This is a genomic window from Glycomyces xiaoerkulensis (assembly GCF_002798405.1).
Taxonomy (GTDB): domain Bacteria; phylum Actinomycetota; class Actinomycetes; order Mycobacteriales; family Micromonosporaceae; genus Glycomyces; species Glycomyces xiaoerkulensis.
The window spans coordinates 25928-44643 of sequence record NZ_PGGV01000004.1; the positions used below are offsets into that span (position 1 = coordinate 25928).

Genomic DNA, 18716 nt, shown 5'->3' on the forward strand with positions numbered 1-18716 from the left:
GGACCGGGCCGCTTCGAGCGCGGCGAGGCAGGCGGGGCGGTCGCCGGCGGCCCAGGCGGCTTCGGCGGCGGCGAGGATCGCGGTGAGGGTCAGGCGCGGGTCGGCGGCCGAGATGGAGGCGGCCAGCAGGAGGGAGGCGTAGGCGTCGCCGAGCGGTCCGTCGCCGAGGGCTTCCATGCCACGGGCGAGTTCGGTGCGGGCGCGGCTCGCATCGCCGGTGGCGAGGTGGACCAGCAGGGGCCCGCCGGAGCGGGTCGCCTCGTCGAGGAGTGGCGCGTCGGAGTCGGCGAGTACGAGGGCGAGGCTGCCGTCGTCGAGCCTGCGGACCGTCGCCAGGGCGCGGCCGCTCGGCGCGGGCGTCCCGGCCCCGATGGTGGGCCGCAGTGAGCTCCGTTCCATCGACCAATGGTACAAAACCGACCAGTCGGTTCTGAAGGGTCGAGGCGAAGGAATCCGGACGGCGGCCCCAGGGCCGCCGTCCGGTGGTCGCCTCACTTGGCCGCGGTCAGCCCAGCGGGCAGTCCCCGCGGGACTCTTCGACGGCGTATTCGCTCGGCAGCGGGCAGAGGAACTGCTCGTACCGGGTGTCGTCGTCGACGAACCGTTTCAGCCACGAGATCGAGTACTTCGCGATCGTCGTGTTCGAGAAGTTCGGCGCGAAGTGCGAGGACCCGTTGAGCTCGAGGTACATCTTGCCGGTCGAACTCGGGATCGAGTTGTAGAACGGGATGGCGTGCGAGTTCACCGAGGCGACCGAGTCGTTCTCCGCCCCGAAGATCAGCGTCGGGGTGGTGACGGTGTACCACGACTTGTTCAGGTGCCACGGCGTCATCGGGATGCTCGCCTTGATCGCCGGGTTGTCGCGGGTCGCCTCGATCGAGCCGCCGCCGCCCATCGAGTGGCCCATGACCGCCAGGCGGTCGGCATCAACGCGGTCGGCCACGTCGCTGCGGTCGACCAGGTAGTCGAGCGCGTTCTGCAGTTGGTCGGCACGCGAGCCGGGCTGGTCGTATCGGGAGTTGGTGTCGATGGTGAAGACCACGAAGCCCTGGGAGGCGATACGCGGGCCGAGCCAGTCGATCGAGGACTCGGTGCCGGTGTAGCCGGGCACCACCGCGACCGCTCCGAACGTGCCGTCCCTGCGGGTGGTCGGGTAGTGGATGGTGCCGCCGCCGAAGCCTGAGACCCAGCTCGAGACGCTCGTGGTTGAGACCGAGTAGTGTCCGCGGCCGGCCTCGATGCTGGACTCGGTCGGTTCGGGGCCGCGCTCGTGGGGATTGCCCTGCGCGTTCGCGGGGTCGGCCAGCGCGCCGACGCCGAGCACGGCGGCCACGGCCGAGGCCAGGAACGCCGCGAGCCACGCGCGGCGGCGGTTGATCGTTGAGTGCATGTTCGTCCTCCTTGACGAGACTCGACGAGTGATACATGTCAATGTCTCGTACCGACTGGACGGTATGCATCGGCGAAATCACCGGCCCCCGACCGGTTCGACCGGTCGGGGGCGGTGCGCCTCGATCATTTGGTGCCGCGGCCGATGTTGACCTCGGTTCGGATCACTGCCTCCGGTCCGCCGCCGGAGCGCTCGCGGAACATGCCGTCCAGCACCTGCCGGACCTGGTCCCGCTGCTCACCGGTCAGACCGTCGGTCATCTGCTTCCAGGCCGGGTTGGCCGAACAGAAGGTCGCCCAGAACTCGGCGGCCGATTCGAATCGCATCTCCCACGTGGCGGTATCGATCGACACGGCCTCGAGGCCGGCGCCGGTCAGCTTCCGGCGCATGACCTCCGGGTCGGCGAGCTGGAACGCCTGCGGCGGCGACTCGGGCGGCGCGAAGTCCGGGACGACGGCCTTCATCGCGCCCGCGAGGAAGCCGAACGGTTCGGCCCTGCCGAAGGACCCGAACGCCGCAATGTGGATCCCGCCGCCGGGCCCGGTGACCCGGACCAGTTCGGACAGGCCGCGGTCGAAGTCCGGGAACAGCGACACGCCCTGGTTCGAGACCGCGGCGTCGAACGACTCGTCCGGCAGGTCCAGGGCCTGGCCGTCCATCACGCGGGCTTCGAGGTTCGCCAGCCCCTCGGCGCGGGCGTTCGCCCGCAGGCATTCGATCATCCGCGGCGCATGGTCGACGGCGACGACCTGCGCGCCGGTCCGGGCGGCCCGGACACTGACGGCGCCGGTCCCGGCCGCCACGTCCAGGCACCTGCGGCCGGGACCGAGGTCGACGCCGGCCAGGAGTTGGTCGGCGAACGCCCCGGTGTGCGGTGACACGTGCCGGTCGTAGTCGTCGGCGAGCGCGTCCCAGGCGTTCCGGATCTGCTCGGCGGTCGGTGCGGTGGTGGTCATGATGTCTCCGTTTCCTCAGTGGTCCCTAGCACGGTCCGCATCGCGTCCAGGAAGGCGCGTGGCTGTTCGGCGGCCGGGTCGTCGCGGCAGTCCTCGATCACGTGCAGCGGCCAGCCGTATTCGGCGGCGGCCGCTTCGGCGGTGCTCAGGTCCACCTGGAGGTCGTGGCGGCCGTGGATCAGCGTCGTGGGGACGCCGATCCGCGCCAGCTCGCCGGACGGGATCGGCCTCATGCCGAGGCGGGGGATGATCCGGCGCATCGCTTTCTGCACGTTCGGGTCCCGGGCGCGGTCGAGGGCGTAGTCGAGCAGCGGGTCCCACTGGGCTCCGGTGCCCTCGCCGACACGGTCCATGTCGTGGAAGCACCGGTCGAACAGGCGGTCCCGGCTGCGCGGCGTCGGCCGGGCGACGAACCGCATCATCGGGATCGCGAAGCTCGGCTTCGGCCGGAACCAGCCGAGCCCCAGCGTGTCCACCAGGACCAGGTGCGCGAGCCGGTCGCCGTGGCGCGCCGCGTAGCGGGCGGCGATCGCGCCGCCGAGCAGGTGCCCGGCCACGACCGGCTTCGACTCGCAGGTGCGGTCGATGAGCGCGCCGAGCCAGTCCGGGACCGTGTCGGTGTCGAGTCGGGCGCCGGTGGCGTCTGAGGCGCCGTGTCCGGGCAGGTCGGGCACGATCACCCGATGACGTTGGGCCAGTTCGGGAATCACCCGGAGCCAGACGCCGGCGAATTCGCCGTGGCCGTGCAGGAGCACGATCGGCGGTCCCTCACCGCCCACCCACACGGCGGTGGACACCTCGCCCAACCGGAGCCGCCGCTCGGTGATCGGCAGCGAGTCCACCAGGCTGCCGCGGGCCCGGCGTCCGGCCGCGCCGTCTTGCGTCTTCATCGCAGTCCCCCTTCCTCATCGGTCATGAGATAAGGGTCCGCCGGGGGCGGCACCGTCCGCATCGGGCGGATCAACCATCTTTCCGGAGCGGCGGGGCGTGGGTAATTCTTCGCAGTCCCTGCGGCGGTCAGACGAGGTCGTGCTCGTAGGCGTAGGCGGTGGCGGCCGACCGCGAGGCGACGCCGAGTTTGGTGAACATGTTGCTCAGATGCCGGGCTACGGTCTTGTCGCTTATCACGAGGGTTTCGGCGATCTCGCGGTTGGTCGCGCCGGTGGCGACCAGGCGGAGCACCTCGGCCTCGCGGGGCGTCAGCCCGCCGGTCGGCGGCGGCGAGTCCGCGAGCTTCCGGACCTCCGCGAGCGCGGGGCCCGCCCCGAGCTGCTCGAAGACGCGCCGGGCCGCGTCGAGTTCCATTTCGGCGGTGTCCCGGTCGCCGAGCCGGCGGCACGCCTGCGCCATCCGCAGGCGGACCCGCCCGGTCTCGTAGGGCGCTTCGAGCCGGTGCCAGGCGATCCAGGCGCGACGCAAGGCGGCGCAGGCGGATTCGGTGTCGCCGGAGGCGAGCAGCACCGATCCGCGGGCGTATCCGACCACGGCGCTGAGGTAGGGGGCCTGGAAGCGAGCGGCGATCCGGTCGAGTTGGTCCACCGCCGCCCGCGCGTCGTCGACCTCGCCGGCGGCGAGCGCGATCTCGGCGTAAGCGGCGAGCACTTTGGACCGCTCGACGTCGCCTTCGGCCTCGGCGGCGGCCCGCCGGATGGCGGCGCTCGCGTCGGCGAGGCGCCCCTGGGCGAGCCGGAGCAGGGAGAACCCGGGCTGGACGGTGTGGCCCCAGGCGCTCGCCTCGCGGTAGGCCGACTCGGCGTCGGTGAAGGCGCCGCGGAGCCGGAGCAGTTCGGCCCGCTGGTACATGGCCATGCCGGTCACCGGGTCACCGGGCGGGTCGGCCAGGTGGTCGCAGGCCTGGCGCACCTCGTCCATCGCGTCGGACCAATCGCCGCGGAGCTGCATGATCTCCGAGCGGTGGACCAGGCACTGGCCGCGGTAGGGCCGGAGGTCCTGCTGCGTAGCGCACCAGCGGCCGAGGGCGGCCGTCCACTGCTGCACGCGGTTGACGTCGAAGATGTCGCGGCAGGCGAGGACCATGGCGCAGTAGACGATGCCGGCCGCGAGGGCGGACACTTCACCGCTCGTGATCGCCACCATCGCCTCGTCGAGCATCGCGACGCCGTCGGCGGCGCGGCCCTGGGCGACCAGCGCCTGGCCTTGCCCCAGCCTGCCGAGTGCCCGCAGGTCGGAGTCGCCGAACCGGTCGGCGGTCTCGGTGACCGCGACGAAGGTGCCGTGCGCGGCCTCGGGGTCGGTGCCGAGCGCCTGGACCCCTGCGGGAACCTGCAGGTAGCCGCGCTCCACGCAGTCCAGGGACGACTCTTCGAGGAGGCGGTGGGCCCGTCCCATCCAGCCTCCGCCTCGGGCGTGTTCGCCGCGCTGGAGGAGCGTCAGGCCCAGCCAGAACGCGCACCGGACCGCCCGGGGGACCTCGCCGCGGTCGAGGTAGCTCCGGTGCGTCCGCTCCCAGGACTCGCCGGCCTCCTCGTACCGGCCGATGAGGTAGGCGGCCCGGGCGAGCCGGTCGAGGTCCTCGGCTCCCAGTCGCCGGTCTCGGTCGGCCTCGGAGAGGCGCTGGTAGGCGTCTCGCCACGCCATCCGTTCGAAGGCTTCGCGGCCGGACGCGAGCGGTTCGTCGGCGGGCATCGGTGCTCCTGTTCGGCCGGGCGGGCGTTCGGGCGCGGCGGTGGCGGCATTCTATCCCGGTCCGGGCCGGCGCCACGCGATCGCCGTGCGCCACGCGCCGCGGGTGCGAGGACGCGGCTCATGGTCTATCGCCGCCGGCCGGGACGGATCTGAGGACGATCGCGGCGAAGACCGCGGTCGCCGCGAGGGTGGCCGCGCCCGCGGCCGCGACGGTGGTGAATCCGTCGGTGTAGGCGCCGAACGCCTCGTTCAGCAGGATGGCGGCCTGCTCCGGCGGCAGGCGATCGGCCGCCGCCACCGCACCGCCGACGGTGTCGGTCGCCTGCGGCGCCCGCTCGAATCCGGTCCGCTCCATCCTGTCGCGGTAGACGAAGGAGGCCAGGGTCCCGAAGGCGGCGATGCCGATCGCGCCGCCGACCTGGAGACCGGTCTCGGAGATGCTGGCGGCGGCACCGGCCCGCCCGGGCGGGGCGGAGGTCAGGATGAGCCCGTTGGCCAAGGTGCCGACCATGCCGGCGCCGGAGGTGAGGATCGTGTAGCCGGTGATGGTGGTGACCACGCTGGAGCCGACGTCGGCGAAGGCGATGACGCCCATCCCGATCGCGCCGAGCAGCAGCCCCGAGGCCACCAGGACGGCGGGCCGGATCCGCCCGGCGAGCGCCGAGGCGAGCGAGGCACCGGCCGCGGCGCCGGCGAAGGTCGGCAGGGCGACCAGGGCGGCCCGCAGCGGGCTCATCCCGTGGACGGTCTGCAGGAAGGTGAACGCGAGCAGTCCGAGTCCGACCATCGCGACGGCGACCAGGACGTTGGTGACCGCCGCTCCGCTGAACGCCGGACGGCGGAACAGCGCCGGGTCGATCAGCGGGTGGGCGGCGCGCCGCTGCCGCCGCGCGAAGAGGGCGAGCATGCCGATGCCGACCAGCAGGCTCCCACCGGCGACCATGTCGGCGCGCTCGTCGGCGATCCGCTTGACGGCGAACACGATGCCGAACATCGCCATCAGGGACAGCGCGGCGCCGGGGAGGTCGAATCCCGCGCCCTCGGGGTCCCGGGATTCGGGGATCAGCATCGGGGCTGCGATCAGCAGCAGCGCCATGACCGGCAGATTGATCAGGAACACCGAACCCCAGCCGAAGTGTTCCAGCAGGAAGCCGCCGAGGATCGGGCCGGCGACGGCGCCGCCGCTGTAGGCGACCGTCCAGGACGCGACCGCCGAGCGGCGCTGCGACTCGTCGGCGAACATGCCGCGGATGAGCGCGAGGGTCGAGGGGGCGAGGGTGGCCGCGCCGATGCCCAGCAGCACGCGGGCGGCGATGAACGGTTCGGGCCCGGGCGCGTACGCCAGCGCGAGGGAGGCCGCGCCGAAGGCGGCGGCGCCGATCATGAGCAGGCGGCGCCGTCCGATGCGGTCGCCGAGGCCGCCCATGGTCACCAGCAAGCAGGCGACGACCAGGCTGTAGGCGTCCATCATCCACAGCCATTGCTCGGCGGTGGGGCGCAGGTCGGCGGTGATCGACGGGCTGGCGACGAACAGGATCGAGATGTCCATGGACACCAGCAGGGCCGGCGTGAGCAGGACGGCCAGCCCCAGCCAGGTGCGGGCGTTCGCTCGGGCGGTGGTTCTCTCCATGATTTGATTGTACGTACGTTCATCATCGAGTCAAGGACGTACGTGCAAACGGGCGGCTATGATCGCCACCATGACCCAACGCGACGCCCTGCTCGAAGGCGCGAAACGGTGCCTGGTCGAGAAGGGCTACGGCAGCACCACCGCCCGGGACATCGCCGCCGCCTCCGGGGCCCACCTGGGCTCCATCGGCTACCACTTCGGCTCCAAGGACCACCTGCTGAACCTCGCCGTGATCGAGCTGAGCGGCGAATGGGGCGACGCCATAGAGCGGGCGGCGCGGGCGGCCGGAGGGACGAACCCCGCCGCGCGCCTCGAATCGCTCCTGGCGGAGCTGCTCGCCACGCTCCCCGGGTCGCTCGACGTGCAGTCGGCGAGCATCCAGGCTCTGGCCCAGGCCCAGTTCGACGACGAGCTGCGCCGGGAGCTGGCGGCCGGGCAGCCGGGTGCGCGGAGGGAACTGGCCGCCATCGTCCTCGGCGTGCGGGCCGAGGAGGTCGACGAGCCGACCGCGCACGGGCTCGGGAGCCTGGTCTACGCGCTGGTGACCGGGATGCTCGCTCAGGCGCTGATCGATCTCGACGCGCTGCCGGACCGCGAGCTGATCGCCGCCGCGCTGGGCATGCTCACCGGAGTCCGGTCTTAGCCGGGACCGGGCGCGAAGTCGTGGCCGGGGCGGGGTAGCCGCACATACCGGATGGTCGGTATGCTGTGGTGAACCCTCACCCGGACGACGAGGAGGTCTCCGTGCAGATCACCGGTGCCGTGCTGGAGCGCTGCGGCGCGCCGGCGCCCTTCGCCGAATCGCGGCCCATCACCATCGGCCCGCTCGATCTCGACCCACCCGGCCCCGGCGAGGTCCTGGTCCGGATCGAGACCGCCGGACTGTGCCATTCAGACCTGTCAGTGGTCGACGGCAACCGCATACGCCCCACGCCGATGCTGCTGGGACACGAGGCCGCCGGCATCGTCGAGCGGGCGGGCCCGAACACCCGGACCGAACCCGGTCGGCGCGTGGTGACGACGTTCCTCCCCCGCTGCGGCGACTGCGACGCCTGCCGCACCGACGGCCGCCTCCCCTGCACCGTCGGCGGGGCCGCCAACGCCGCCGGGACCCTGGTCGGCGGCGGCCTCCGCCTGCGCCGCGACGGGGAGCGGGTGCACCACCACCTGGGCGTGAGCGCCTTCGCCACGCATGCGGTGGTCTCCGAAGCCTCCGTCGTGCCCGTCGACGACGACGTCCCGCCCGACATCGCCGCCCTGCTCGGCTGCGCCGTCCTCACCGGCGGCGGCGCGGTCGTCAACGCCGGGCGCCCCGGCCCCGACGACGCGGTGGCCGTGGTCGGCCTGGGCGGCGTCGGCATGGCCGCACTCCTGGTGGCCTCCGCCCTCGGCCACAAGGTGATCGGCGTCGACTCCGTGCCGGACAAACTGGACCTGGCCCGGCGGTTCGGCGCCGCCGCCTCCCACACCCCGGCCGAGGCGCTCGACGCCGAGCTCCGCGCCCCGGTCGTGATCGAGGCGGCCGGATCGGCCCGCGCCTTCGAGACCGCCTACGCCGTGACCGCCCCGGGCGGCACCACCGTCACCGTCGGGCTGCCCCACCCCGAGGCCCGCGCCGGCATCGCCCCGCTGAGCCTCACCGCCGAAGCCCGCACCGTCGTCGGCTCCTACCTCGGCTCGGCCGTGCCGAGCCGGGACATCCCGCGCTATGTGGAACTCTGGCGGGCGGGCCGGCTGCCGCTCGACCGGCTCGTCTCCGACCGCATCGCCCTGGCCGACCTGCCGAGCGCGCTCGACCGCCTCGCCTCCGGTCGGGCGCTGCGCCAACTCATCACGTTCTGACCGGACTGAAAGGACCGCTTCATGACCCCACGCACCGCCATCGTCACCGGCGCCGCCCGCGGCATCGGTGCCGCCACGGCCCGCCGACTCGCCGCCGACGGCCACGCCGTCGCCGTGCTCGACCTGGCCGAGGACCAGGCCCGCGCCACCGCCGACGCCATCACCGCCGACGGGGGCCGGGCGATCGCCGTAGGCGTCGACGTCGCCGACGAGCAGGCGGTGGCCGCCGCCGTCGAAAGAGTTGCCACCGAGTTGGGAGCGCCCTCGATCCTGGTGAACAACGCCGGCATCCTGCGCGACAACCTGCTGTTCAAGATGTCGGCCGACGACTGGGACTCGGTGCTGACCGTCCACCTGCGCGGCGCCTTCCTCATGTCCAGGGCGGTCCAGTCGCACATGGTCGAGGCCCGCTGGGGCCGGATCGTGAACCTCTCCAGCACCTCGGCGCTGGGCAACCGCGGCCAGATCAACTACTCGGCGGCCAAGTCCGGCATGCAGGGTCTCACCAAGACCCTCGCGATCGAGCTCGGCAAGTTCGGCGTCACCGCCAACGCCGTCGCGCCCGGGTTCATCGAGACCGAGATGACCAGGGCCACCGCCGAACGCGTCGGCGTGCCCTTCGAGGACTTCGTCGCCGCGGCGGCCAAGGAGACGCCGGTGGGACGCTCCGGCCGGCCCGAGGACATCGCGGGCGCGGTCGCCTACTTCTGCTCCGAGGAGGCCGGATTCGTCTCCGGGCAGGTGCTGTACGTCGCGGGAGGGCCGAAGGCATGAGCGCACCGATCAAGGTCGCCTCGCCGGGCGAACTGCCCGGCGCGGTCGGCCGCCGGGCCACCGGCGAGTGGTTCGCCGTCGGCCAGGACCGCATCGACGCCTTCGCCGACGCCACCGAGGACCACCAGTGGATCCACGTCGACCCCGAGCGGGCCGCCTCCGGGCCGTTCGGCGCGACCATCGCCCACGGCTACCTCACCCTGTCGCTGCTGCCGCACCTGGCCTCGCCGCTGATCGAAGTGGACGGCTCGGCCATGACGGTCAACTACGGCATGGACAAGGTGCGGTTCCTGACCCCGGTGACCGCCGGCTCGCGCGTGCGGGCCTCGACCGAGATCACCGGGGCCGAGGAGACCTCGATGGGGGTGCGGCTCGCCTCCGCCGTGACCGTCGAGATCGACGGGGCCGAGAAACCGGCCCTGATCGCCGAGACGATCACGCTGTACGTGCCCGCGACCTGACCGGTACCCACCGAAAAGGCCCGGACGACTTCCGTCGTCCGGGCCCGAGGCTCCAGTGTCTGAAACCAGGTCAAGTCGGAGCGATCACCTTCAGCCCCTGCACTTCGGCCGCGGCGGCCAGCTCCTTGTCGTAGGTGACGACGTTCCCCAACTCCGACCTGAACAGTTCCGCCGTCGCCAGATGGATGGCATCCAGCGAGCCCAGCCGTTGGATGCGGTAACCGATCGCGGTACACAGGACCACCTTGGACAGGACGGCCACGTCGACCATGTCCAGGACCTCATTGACCAGATCGGCGATGATTCCGGACTCCACTCCATGCCGAGTCAGACTCCGGGTCAGTTCGAGCTCGGCCAGCTCGGAGGTCACGAGTGCCTCGTCCGCGCTCAGGCCCTTCACCCAGGACCGCAACGCGGCGGTCTCCGACTCGGCCTTGACCAGTTTCAACAGCGCGCACGTGTCGACATAGTGCATCAACGCTCGCGGTCCTTGTCCCGGTCGGAGGCGATCATATCGGCACTATCGGGAAGCTCCGTGAGCTGCGGCTGAAGCGACGGCAGGCGGCGCCGCTTATTGGCCGGGCGCAGCAGTCCCTCGGCGATGAGCTCGTCGCGAACCGTCGGCGACTTCGAGCTCGTGTGCGGTACCAGATCGGCTATGGGCCTTCCCCGATCGGTGATGACCAGGGAGGCGCCGGCAGCAACCCTGGCCATGACACTCGACAGGTTGTGGTTGAGCTCTCGCAGTCCGATGACTTCCATAAGCCAATTGTACTACGTGAAAGTATTACATTGCGCGTTTCGTGGGGGTAGGTGGACTCAGAGCCTCTCGATCACCATCGCCATGCCCTGGCCGCCTCCGACGCACATCGTCTCCAGTCCGTAGCGGCCGCCGGTGTCGGCCAGCGCGTTGATGAGGGTGGAGGTGATGCGCGCCCCGGTCATGCCGAAGGGGTGGCCGACGGCGATCGCGCCGCCCTTGACGTTGAGCTTGTCCTCGTCGATGCCGAGTTCTCGGGCCGAGGGGATCACCTGGGCGGCGAAGGCCTCGTTGATCTCGACCAGGTCCATGTCGTCGATCCCGAGGCCGGCGCGCGCCAGCGCCCGCTTGCTGGCCTCGACCGGCCCCAGGCCCATGATCTCGGGCGACAGTCCGGTGACGCCGGTCGAGACGATCCGGGCGAGCGGTTGGAGGCCGAGTTCGTCCACGAGGCGTCCGGAGGCCACGACCAGGGCGGCGGCGCCGTCGTTGAGCGGGCAGGCGTTGCCGGCGGTGACGGTGCCGTCGGGGCGGAAGGCCGGGTCGAGTCCGGCGAGCTTCTCGACGGTGGTCCCGGGCCGGGGGCCGTCGTCGGCCGAGACGACCGTGCCGTCGGCGAGGGTGACCGGGGTGATGTCGCCGGCCCAGAACCCGTCGGCGATGGCCCGCTCGGCGCGCTGCTGGCTGCGGGCGGCGAAGGCGTCCTGCTCTGCGCGTCTGATCCCGCGCATGGCGGCGACGTTCTCGGCGGTCTGACCCATCGCGATGTAGGGGTCCGGCAGGCGGTCGTCCTCGCGCGGGTCGGTCCAGGTCGGTTCGCCCCCGGCGGTGCGTTTCTCGGTGCGCGCCAGGGCGTCGGCGAAGACGGGATTGGTCAGGTCGGTGCCGGGCAGGTGGTCGGCGGAGCCGACGTCCATGCCGCTGACCGACTCGACGCCCGCGGAGACGAACAGGTCGCCCTCTCCGGCCCTGATGGCGTGGAAGGCCATACGGGTGGTCTGGAGGCTGGAGGAGCAGTAGCGGGTGACGGTGGCGCCGGGGACGGCGTCCCAGCCGAGCATCACCGCCACGATGCGCGCCATGTTCATACCCTGCCGGGCGCCGGGCAGGCCGCAGCCGAGCAGCAGGTCGTCGATGCGGCCGGGGTCCAGGCCCGGCACGCGGTCGACGGCCGCCCGGACCATCTGGACGGCGAGGTCGTCGGCGCGGGTGTCCTTGAGCGACCCTTTGTGCGCCCGGCCGATGGGCGAGCGAGCGGTCGCGACTATGTAGGCCTCGTTCATGCGTAGCTCCTTGTCTCGTTCCGTCCGCGCGAGGCGGTTCAGACGAATGCCTGGTGGCCGGTGATCGCCCGGCCCACGATGAGGGTGTTCATGTCCCGGGTGCCTTCGTAGGAGTAGACGGCTTCAGCGTCGGCGAAGGGCCTGGCGACGCCGTGGTCGAGTTGGATTCCGTTGCCGCCCAGGAGTTCTCGGCACCAGGCGACGGTCTCGCGGGCCCGGGTGGTGACGAAGGACTTGGCCATGGCGGCGTGCTCGTCGCGCTGGGCGCCCTCGTCCTCCATGCGGGAGACCCGCATGCACATGCCGAGACTGGCGGTGATGTTGGCCAGGGCGCCGGCGAGTTTGTCCTGCACGAGTTGGAACGAGGCGACCGGGCGGCCGAACTGCTCGCGTTCGGCGGTGTAGCGGACGGCGGCCTCGTAGGCGCCGATGGCGAGGCCGACCGCCTCCCAGGCGACACCCGGGCGGGTGAGCCGGAGGACGCCGGCGACGTCGCGGAAGGAGTCGATGCGCTGGAGGCGGTCGCTCTCGGGTACTTCGACGCCGGTGAGGGTGATGTCGGCGTTCTGGAGGGAGCGCAGGGACTGCTTGCGTTCGATCTTGCGGGCCTCGAATCCGGGTGCGTCTTTGCGGACGAGGAATCCTTTGACGCGGTCGTCGGCGGTGTCCTTGGCAAAGACGACGGTGACGTCGGCGAAGGTGGCGTTGCCGATCCAGCGCTTGGCGCCGTCGAGGGTCCAGGTGTCGCCGCGGCGGGTGGCGGTGGTGCGGAGCCCTTTGGCGGCGTCGGAGCCGGATTCGGGTTCGGTCAGGCCGAAGGCGCCGACGGCCTCGCAGCGGCCCATCCGGGGCAGCCATTCGGCGCGCTGGGCGTCGGAGCCTCCGGCGCCGATCGAGCTCATCGCCAGGCCGCTGGTGACGCCGACGAAGGTGGCGAAGGAGGCGTCCACGCGCGCCAGTTCGAGAGCGGCCCAGCCGCGGAAGACGGCGCTGTTGTCGAATCGGGCCGATTCGGGCCAGGCGGCGCCGATGACGCCGGTCTCGGCGATGCCGGGGATGAGGTGGTGGGGGAACTCGGCGCGTTCCCAGTATTCGTCGGCGACCGGGCGGACTTCGCGTTCCATGAACTCGCGCAGACCGAGCGCGGCTTCCTGCTCGACGGGGGTGAGGAGGTCTTGGTAGGAGTAGAAGTCGGCGTCGAGCCGAGCGGGTGCGGGTGTCATGGTGTCGGTGGTCCTCCTTGATCGGGGTCGAACATTCCGACCGGTCGGTCTGTGTCTAGTATGCAGTGCAGTCAGCGAGATTTCCAAGGAGTTGCCTTGACCGGATACCGTCACATGTTCCCGCTGCGCTGGAACGACAACGACCAGTACGGCCACATGAACAACGCCGTCTACTACGAGGCGATGGACAGCGCGGTGAACGCGTGGATGATCCGCCGCGCCGGGCTCGACCCGGCCGGAGACGTCATCGCCGTGGCGCGGGCCTCGTCGTGCGAGTTCTTCGAGTCTACGTCGTTCCCCGAGGAAGTGGAGGTCGACGTGGCCGTCGCCCGGCTCGGCCGCACCTCGATCACCTGGGACCTGGCGATCGTGCCGCGCGGCGCGGCCGACCGAGACTCCCCGCTGGCGCTGGGGCGGTTCACGCACGTGTTCGTCGACGAGGCCGAGCGGCGCCCGGTGCCGGTGCCGGACAAGATCCGGGCGGCGGTCGCCGAGCAGCTCGAGGTGGGCTGAGCGCCCCGCTCCCCTACGGCTTGAACCGCTCCACCAACTCGCGCTTGAGGACCTTCCCGCTCGGACCGAGCGGGAGGTCCTCGACCACGTGCACCACCCGCGGGTACTTGAAGGCGGCCACCTTCTCCTTCATGTACGCCACCAGCTCCTCCGGGTCGGGATCCTGCCCGGTCGCGGCCACGACCGCGGCGTGGATCTCCTGCCCGCGGACCTCGTCCGGCAGCCCGAAGACGGCCGCCAGCGACACCGCCGGGTGCCGGGCCAGGACCGCCTCGACCTCGGTCGGATAGACGTTGTAGCCGTTGCGGATGATCATGTCCTTCTTGCGGTCCACGATCGTGACGATCTCGTCGGAGTCGATCGTGCCGAGGTCGCCGGTGCGGAACCAGCCGTCCAGCACCGCGGCCTCGGTCGCCTCGGGCCGCCCCAGGTAGCCCTTCATGAGGTTGTGGCCGCGCACCACGATCTCGCCCAGGCCGCTCTGCTCGCCCGGGGCGGGCTCGGGCAGCAGCTCGACGCGGTCCTCGGTCTCGGGGTCGGCGACGGCCACCTCCACGCCCCACATCGGGCGCCCGACCGTCCCGGGACGGATCGGCTCGGAGATGACGTTGAAGGTGCACGACGGCGAGGTCTCGGTCAGCCCGTATCCCTCGTGGACCTGCGCGCCGTACTGCTCCTCGAACGCCTCCAGCAGCGCCACCGGCAGCGCCGCCCCGCCGGACACGGCGTAGCGCAGCGGCGGCCGCTCCGCCGAGCGCTTGGCGGCCTCGACCATCCCGGCGAAGTTGGTCGGCACGGCGGTGAACACCGTCGCCCCGTGCCGCACCAGCAGCGCCAGCGCCTGGTCGGGGTCGAACTGCGGCAGCAGGATGATCGACGCCCCGCCCCGGAAGGCGATGTTGAGCACCGCCATCTGCCCGAAGGAGTGGAAGAACGGCAGGCCCCCGTAGACCACGTCGTCGCCGCGCATCTCGAACGAGTCGATCAGCGAGCAGTGCACCTGCTCGATCATCGCCAGGTGCGAACCGACCGCGCCCTTGGGCGTGCCGGTGGTCCCGGAGGTGTACAGGATGGTCGCCGCATCGAGCGGGTTGACCGCCCGGTGGCGCGCGATCGGGGTCGAGGCCGCCGCCTCCTGCTCCAGTCGGGCGACCGGCGCGCCGCCGACCTCGAGGTCCTCGGGCGCCAGCACGGTGACCAGGGGGACCCCCGCCCGCGCCGCGGCGGGCGCGGCCTCGCCGAGCATCGGCGCGGCGACCACCACCAGGTCGGCGCCGGCGTCTTCGAGGACGAACTCGATCTCCTCGGTCTTGAACAGCAGGTGGATCGGGACGACCACCGCCCCGAGCGACAGGGCCGCGTAGTAGACCCGCGGGAAGTCCGGCACGTTCGGCACGATCATCGCCACCCGCGAACCGGGTCCGATCCCGCGCGCGGCCAGCGCGCCCGCGTAGGCGCGCGTCTGGTCCCACAGCTCGCCGTACCGGATGGTCTGGTCCATGAAGTGCAGGGCCGGGCGGTCGGGTCGGCGGCGGGCGGCCTCGGCGAGGATGCTCGCGATCGAAAGGGTGCCGTGTCCCGGGCCGTCGACGGCCGGGTCTGGCTGGTGCGTCATTGCATTTGCTCCTTTCAGCGGGGCGGGTCAGGGTCGCGGCCGCAGCTCGGCCTTGCCGAGCGCGGCCAGGTGGACCTCGTCGGGTCCGTCGGCCAGGCGCATCGCCCGGGCCGCGGCGAACATCTCTGCCAGCGGCCGGTCGTCGGTCAGGCCCGCGGCGCCGAACAACTGGATGGCGTGGTCGAGGATGCGCTGGACCGCCCGGGGCACGGCGATCTTGATCGCCTGGATCTCGGTCATGGCCCGCCGGTTGCCGACGGTGTCCATCAGCCAGGCGGTCTTGAACACGAGCAGGCGCAGCGATTCGATCTCGATGCGGGAGTCGGCGGCCCAGGAGCGGACGACGCCCTTCTCGGCGAGCGGCCCGCCGAAGGCGACGCGCTCGCAGGCGCGTTCGCGCACCAGGTCGAGCGCGCGTTCGGCCATGCCGAGCGCCCGCATGCAGTGGTGGATGCGGCCCGGGCCGAGCCGGGCCTGCGCGATGGCGAAGCCCTCGCCCTCGCCGCCCAGCAGGGCGTCGGCCGGGATCCGGACCTCGTCGAAGTCCACTTCGGCGTGGCCGCCGTGGTCGCGGTCGTCGTAGCCGAGGACGGTCAGGGGCCGGACCACCCGCACGCCGGGGGTGCCGCGTGGGACCAGGACCATCGACTGCTGCCGGTGGCGCGGGGCCTCGGGGTCGGTCTTGCCCATGACGATGAGGAGTTCGCAGTCGGGGTTCATCGCGCCGGTGGCGAACCACTTGCGGCCGCTGATGACGTATTCGCCGCCCTCGCGGCGGATGCGGGTGCCGATCTGGGAGGCGTCCGAGGAGGCCGTGTCCGGTTCGGTCATGCAGAACGCCGACCGGATGCGGGCCTCCAGGAGCGGCCGGAGCCACCGCTCGCGCTGCTCGGCGGTGCCGAAATGCGCCAGCAGTTCCATGTTGCCGGTGTCGGGGGCGGCGCAGTTCATCGCCGGGGGCGCGAGCCGGGGGCTGCGCCCCGACAACTCCGCGACCGGCGCGTACTGCAGGTTGGTCAGGCCGCCGCCGTGGCCGTGGGGGCCCGGAGGCAGGAACAGGTTCCACAGTCCCCGGCTCCGGGCCTCGTTCTGCAGGCTCCGGATCACGGGCCGCAGGGTCCAGTCGCCCGGGGTCGACTCCACTTCGGCGGCGAGCACCGGTTCGGCGGGGATGAGGTGCTGGTCGAGGAAGTCCCGGGCGCGGGCGGTCGTGTCGGCGGTGATCGCGTCGGGGGCGAAGTCCATCAGGTGTCCTTTCCGGCCGGCGCGCGCGCCAGCCCTTCCTCGGCCAGCGGCCTCACCAGGGTGCCGATGGTGTCGAAGCCCTCGCCTACGGTCTGCCCGCCGGTGTAGCGGTAGTGGATGCCCTCGAGGATGACCGCGAGTTTGTAGCAGGCGAAGGCCCGGTACCAGGACAGATCCGGGACGGCGATCCCCGAGCGGGCCGCGTAGGCGTCCACGACCTCCTCGAAGTCGGGGTAGCCTGCGCCGGCCACGATCGATCCGGCGGCGGCCTCGCCGCCGCTGAGTTCGCGGATGTGCCAGTACATGCCGAGCATCCCGAGGTCGACCAGGGGGTCGCCGAGGGTGGCCATCTCCCAGTCGAGCACGGCCGCGATGCGGGGGGCGCCGGGTTCGCCGGCGATGAGGACGTTGTCGAGCCGGTAGTCGCCGTGGACGATGCCCGTTCCGGTCCCGCCGGCGGGCGCGGAGGCGGCGAGCCGCTCCTGGAGGGCGTCGAGGGCCGGCAGGTCGCGGGAGCGGGAGGCGTCGTACTGGCGCCGCCAGGTCCGCATCTGCCGGTCGAGGTAGCCGTCGGGGCGGCCGAAGTCGCCCAGGCCGACCGCGGCCGGGTCGACCGCGTGGAGGTCGGCCAGAACCTCGGCCAGCTCGATGCCGAGCCGGCCGAGGCCCTTCGGCTCCCACGAGGCGTTCTGCTCGGGGCCGGACATCACCGTTCCGGCGACGTGTTCCATGACGAAGAAGTCGGTGCCGGTCACTTCGCGGGCCTCGGTGTCGTCGACCAGGTCGATCGTCCGCGGCACCGGGATGATGCCGTGCAGGGCGGTGATGATCCGGTGCTCGCGGCGCATGTCGTGCGCGGTCGACAGGACGTGGCCCAGCGGCGGGCGCCGCAGCACCAGCGGTGTCTTCGCACCGTCCACCCGGTAGGTGAGGTTGCTGCGGCCGCCGGGGATCAGGCTCGCGGTGAGCGGCCCCGGCCCGGCGAGGTCCGGGTGGGACCGTCCCAGCCACCGGCTCAGGCCGTCCACGTCGAGCCCGGGCGGCCCAGTCGCCTCCGTCATGCGGTTTCCTTTCCGTTCGGGGTGCGGGCGCCGCGGCGGCGCCCGCACCCGGGTCACTGGCCGGGGACGCCGTCGTTCTCCAGCGGCACCGGGTCGGCCTCGATCTGCTCGACGGTCCCGTCGTCGACGCGGTAGGTGGTGCCCACGAAGTCCTGGACGCCCTCGTCGACGACGGCGATACCGACCGAGCGGTAGGCGGCGTGGTCGTCCTCGCTGTAGGACAGCGGGACGATGCCGTTGCCGGCCAGGTCGCCCGACTCGATGGCGGCCACCAGCGACTCGCGGGTGGGGTCTTCGCCGGCGGCGGCCAGGGCCTCGGCGAACAGGTAGCCGACGCTCATGCCGAACACCGTGTTGCCGGTGAAGTCGGCGCCGTCGTTGTAGTCCTCGTTGATCTGCCGGAACAGGTCGTACCAGTCGCTGCCGGGGCTGTTGGGGAGGTAGTTGACGCTGGCCATCCCCTGCAGCAGCAGCGGCGCCTCCTCTTCGCCGAGGTACTCCACGAGCGTGGGGTAGTCGGCTCCGGAGGAGGAGACGTACCACTGCGGGAACCACTCCATCTGCGCGGCCGTGCCGACCGCGAGCGCGGTGAACCCGTTGATGGTGCCGAGGATGTTGACCTCGCATTCGGCGGCCATCATGGCACCGATCTGCGCGGTGACGTCCTCATTGGATGAGGAGTATTCCTGGGCCTCGGCGACCTCGTCGCCGACGACGGTCTCGACCCCTTGGAGGATGCCCGCGCCGAAGTCGTCGTCCTGGCCGAGTACGCAGACGGTGGCGTCGGGGTTCTGGTCGACCGCGTACTGGGCCAGGGCCGCGCCCTCGGTGACGTAGTCGGCGTTGAAGGCGAAGGTGTTCGGGTAGGTCTCGGGCTGGTTCCAGGTGAGCGAGCCGGAGGAGACGAACAGGTCCGGCACCCCCTGCTGGTCGAGGTAGTCGAGCACCGAGGTGTGGGTCGGGGTGCCGAGCCCGTTGACGATCGCGAAGACCTCGTCCTCGCCGACCAGTTCGCGTACGGCGGTCTGGGTTTCGGACGGGTTGTAGGCGTCGTCCTTGACCAGGTACTCGATTTCGCGGCCGTGGACGCCGCCGTTGTCGTTGAGGTACTGGAAGTAGGCGTCGGTGGCCGCCGAGATCGAGGCGTAGCCGGCGGCGGCCGGTCCGGTGAGCGGCTGGTGGGTGCCGATGGTCACCGTGTCGTCGGTGACGCCCGGCACGTCGTCTTCGTCGGGTGTGGAGCAGGCGGCGAGGCCGGCGGCCGCGAGCGCGGCCGCGGCGGCCAGGGCCGTCTTCTTGGAAGGGGCTGGCATGCAG

Annotated in this window: 18 protein-coding genes; 5 read left to right on the top strand and 13 right to left on the bottom strand. The window is 71.9% G+C overall.

Annotation, left to right across the window (positions count from 1 at the left end; translation table 11 throughout):
- Positions 1–505 precede the first annotated feature (505 nt).
- The 5 genes from CUT39_RS00985 to CUT39_RS01005 all read right to left on the bottom strand — a co-directional run bounded on the left by CUT39_RS00985 (position 506) and on the right by CUT39_RS01005 (position 6622).
- Positions 506–1390, bottom strand: coding sequence for a poly(ethylene terephthalate) hydrolase family protein (locus tag CUT39_RS00985; RefSeq protein WP_100444088.1), 885 nt, complete (start codon positions 1388–1390; stop codon positions 506–508).
- 125 nt (positions 1391–1515) lie between these two features.
- Complete coding sequence (locus CUT39_RS00990) at positions 1516–2346, bottom strand: class I SAM-dependent methyltransferase (protein WP_100444089.1); 831 nt, start codon at positions 2344–2346, stop codon at positions 1516–1518.
- Positions 2343–3236: an alpha/beta fold hydrolase gene (locus CUT39_RS00995; protein WP_100444090.1), complete on the bottom strand. Its 894-nt coding sequence runs from the start codon at positions 3234–3236 to the stop codon at positions 2343–2345. The genes CUT39_RS00990 and CUT39_RS00995 overlap by 4 nt, the downstream gene beginning before the upstream one ends.
- A gap of 127 nt (positions 3237–3363) precedes the next feature.
- Positions 3364–4992 carry a response regulator transcription factor gene (locus tag CUT39_RS01000; protein ID WP_100444091.1) on the bottom strand — a complete coding sequence of 543 codons (1629 nt, stop codon included), beginning with the start codon at positions 4990–4992 and terminating at the stop codon, positions 3364–3366.
- A gap of 118 nt (positions 4993–5110) precedes the next feature.
- Positions 5111–6622, bottom strand: a complete 1512-nt coding sequence (locus CUT39_RS01005) for an MFS transporter (RefSeq protein ID WP_100444092.1) — start codon at positions 6620–6622, stop codon at positions 5111–5113.
- Positions 6623–6692: 70 nt separating this feature from the next.
- On the opposite strand from CUT39_RS01005, the gene CUT39_RS01010 reads away from it, so the two are divergent.
- From CUT39_RS01010 to CUT39_RS01025, 4 genes are all read left to right on the top strand, one after another.
- Complete coding sequence (locus tag CUT39_RS01010) at positions 6693–7265, top strand: TetR/AcrR family transcriptional regulator (RefSeq protein WP_100444274.1); 573 nt, start codon at positions 6693–6695, stop codon at positions 7263–7265.
- A 101-nt stretch (positions 7266–7366) separates the two neighbouring features.
- Positions 7367–8464 carry an alcohol dehydrogenase catalytic domain-containing protein gene (locus tag CUT39_RS01015; RefSeq protein ID WP_100444275.1) on the top strand — a complete coding sequence of 366 codons (1098 nt, stop codon included), beginning with the start codon at positions 7367–7369 and terminating at the stop codon, positions 8462–8464.
- A gap of 21 nt (positions 8465–8485) precedes the next feature.
- On the top strand, positions 8486–9238 hold the full coding sequence (gene fabG, locus CUT39_RS01020) for a 3-oxoacyl-ACP reductase FabG (protein WP_100444093.1): 753 nt from the start codon (positions 8486–8488) through the stop codon (positions 9236–9238).
- Positions 9235–9699 carry a MaoC family dehydratase gene (locus CUT39_RS01025; RefSeq protein WP_100444094.1) on the top strand — a complete coding sequence of 155 codons (465 nt, stop codon included), beginning with the start codon at positions 9235–9237 and terminating at the stop codon, positions 9697–9699. The genes fabG and CUT39_RS01025 overlap by 4 nt, the downstream gene beginning before the upstream one ends.
- A gap of 70 nt (positions 9700–9769) precedes the next feature.
- On the opposite strand, the gene CUT39_RS01030 is transcribed toward CUT39_RS01025, so the two are convergent.
- Genes CUT39_RS01030 through CUT39_RS01045 form a run of 4 tightly spaced genes read right to left on the bottom strand, consistent with a single transcriptional unit; the run spans position 9770 to position 12965 of the window.
- The gene (locus CUT39_RS01030) at positions 9770–10174 is read right to left on the bottom strand and encodes a type II toxin-antitoxin system VapC family toxin (protein ID WP_100444095.1); all 405 of its coding nucleotides are present in this window, start codon (positions 10172–10174) and stop codon (positions 9770–9772) included.
- Positions 10174–10461, bottom strand: a complete 288-nt coding sequence (locus CUT39_RS01035; protein ID WP_100444096.1) for a type II toxin-antitoxin system Phd/YefM family antitoxin — start codon at positions 10459–10461, stop codon at positions 10174–10176. The genes CUT39_RS01030 and CUT39_RS01035 overlap by 1 nt, the downstream gene beginning before the upstream one ends.
- Positions 10462–10518: 57 nt before the next feature.
- Positions 10519–11742: an acetyl-CoA C-acetyltransferase gene (locus CUT39_RS01040; RefSeq protein ID WP_100444097.1), complete on the bottom strand. Its 1224-nt coding sequence runs from the start codon at positions 11740–11742 to the stop codon at positions 10519–10521.
- Positions 11743–11780: 38 nt separating this feature from the next.
- On the bottom strand, positions 11781–12965 hold the full coding sequence (locus CUT39_RS01045; protein WP_100444098.1) for an acyl-CoA dehydrogenase family protein: 1185 nt from the start codon (positions 12963–12965) through the stop codon (positions 11781–11783).
- Between the two features lie 96 nt (positions 12966–13061).
- Here CUT39_RS01045 and CUT39_RS01050 point away from each other — a divergent pair, with 96 nt between their 5' ends.
- On the top strand, positions 13062–13478 hold the full coding sequence (locus CUT39_RS01050; protein WP_198586773.1) for an acyl-CoA thioesterase: 417 nt from the start codon (positions 13062–13064) through the stop codon (positions 13476–13478).
- 13 nt (positions 13479–13491) lie between these two features.
- Here the strand turns inward: CUT39_RS01050 and CUT39_RS01055 are convergent, their stop codons facing one another.
- Genes CUT39_RS01055 through CUT39_RS01070 form a run of 4 tightly spaced genes read right to left on the bottom strand, consistent with a single transcriptional unit; the run spans position 13492 to position 18712 of the window.
- The gene (locus CUT39_RS01055; RefSeq protein WP_100444100.1) at positions 13492–15093 is read right to left on the bottom strand and encodes a long-chain-fatty-acid--CoA ligase; all 1602 of its coding nucleotides are present in this window, start codon (positions 15091–15093) and stop codon (positions 13492–13494) included.
- A 27-nt stretch (positions 15094–15120) separates the two neighbouring features.
- Positions 15121–16338, bottom strand: coding sequence for an acyl-CoA dehydrogenase family protein (locus tag CUT39_RS01060; RefSeq protein WP_100444101.1), 1218 nt, complete (start codon positions 16336–16338; stop codon positions 15121–15123).
- Positions 16338–17399 carry a phosphotransferase family protein gene (locus CUT39_RS01065; protein ID WP_100444102.1) on the bottom strand — a complete coding sequence of 354 codons (1062 nt, stop codon included), beginning with the start codon at positions 17397–17399 and terminating at the stop codon, positions 16338–16340. The genes CUT39_RS01060 and CUT39_RS01065 overlap by 1 nt, the downstream gene beginning before the upstream one ends.
- Positions 17400–17452: 53 nt before the next feature.
- Positions 17453–18712 carry an ABC transporter substrate-binding protein gene (locus CUT39_RS01070; protein WP_100444276.1) on the bottom strand — a complete coding sequence of 420 codons (1260 nt, stop codon included), beginning with the start codon at positions 18710–18712 and terminating at the stop codon, positions 17453–17455.
- Positions 18713–18716: the final 4 nt, after the last annotated feature.

Bases quoted from the DNA above. Each gene is read 5' to 3' on its own strand.
- CUT39_RS00985 (WP_100444088.1), bottom strand. From the start codon at position 1,390: ATGCACTCAACGATCAACCGCCGCCGCGCGTGGCTCGCGGCGTTCCTG.
- CUT39_RS00990 (WP_100444089.1), bottom strand. From the start codon at position 2,346: ATGACCACCACCGCACCGACCGCCGAGCAGATCCGGAACGCCTGGGAC.
- CUT39_RS00995 (WP_100444090.1), bottom strand. From the start codon at position 3,236: ATGAAGACGCAAGACGGCGCGGCCGGACGCCGGGCCCGCGGCAGCCTG.
- CUT39_RS01000 (WP_100444091.1), bottom strand. From the start codon at position 4,992: ATGCCCGCCGACGAACCGCTCGCGTCCGGCCGCGAAGCCTTCGAACGG.
- CUT39_RS01005 (WP_100444092.1), bottom strand. From the start codon at position 6,622: ATGGAGAGAACCACCGCCCGAGCGAACGCCCGCACCTGGCTGGGGCTG.
- CUT39_RS01010 (WP_100444274.1), top strand. From the start codon at position 6,693: ATGACCCAACGCGACGCCCTGCTCGAAGGCGCGAAACGGTGCCTGGTC.
- fabG (WP_100444093.1), top strand. From the start codon at position 8,486: ATGACCCCACGCACCGCCATCGTCACCGGCGCCGCCCGCGGCATCGGT.
- CUT39_RS01025 (WP_100444094.1), top strand. From the start codon at position 9,235: ATGAGCGCACCGATCAAGGTCGCCTCGCCGGGCGAACTGCCCGGCGCG.
- CUT39_RS01030 (WP_100444095.1), bottom strand. From the start codon at position 10,174: ATGCACTATGTCGACACGTGCGCGCTGTTGAAACTGGTCAAGGCCGAG.
- CUT39_RS01035 (WP_100444096.1), bottom strand. From the start codon at position 10,461: ATGGAAGTCATCGGACTGCGAGAGCTCAACCACAACCTGTCGAGTGTC.
- CUT39_RS01040 (WP_100444097.1), bottom strand. From the start codon at position 11,742: ATGAACGAGGCCTACATAGTCGCGACCGCTCGCTCGCCCATCGGCCGG.
- CUT39_RS01045 (WP_100444098.1), bottom strand. From the start codon at position 12,965: ATGACACCCGCACCCGCTCGGCTCGACGCCGACTTCTACTCCTACCAA.
- CUT39_RS01055 (WP_100444100.1), bottom strand. From the start codon at position 15,093: ATGACGCACCAGCCAGACCCGGCCGTCGACGGCCCGGGACACGGCACC.
- CUT39_RS01060 (WP_100444101.1), bottom strand. From the start codon at position 16,338: ATGGACTTCGCCCCCGACGCGATCACCGCCGACACGACCGCCCGCGCC.
- CUT39_RS01065 (WP_100444102.1), bottom strand. From the start codon at position 17,399: ATGACGGAGGCGACTGGGCCGCCCGGGCTCGACGTGGACGGCCTGAGC.
- CUT39_RS01070 (WP_100444276.1), bottom strand. From the start codon at position 18,712: ATGCCAGCCCCTTCCAAGAAGACGGCCCTGGCCGCCGCGGCCGCGCTC.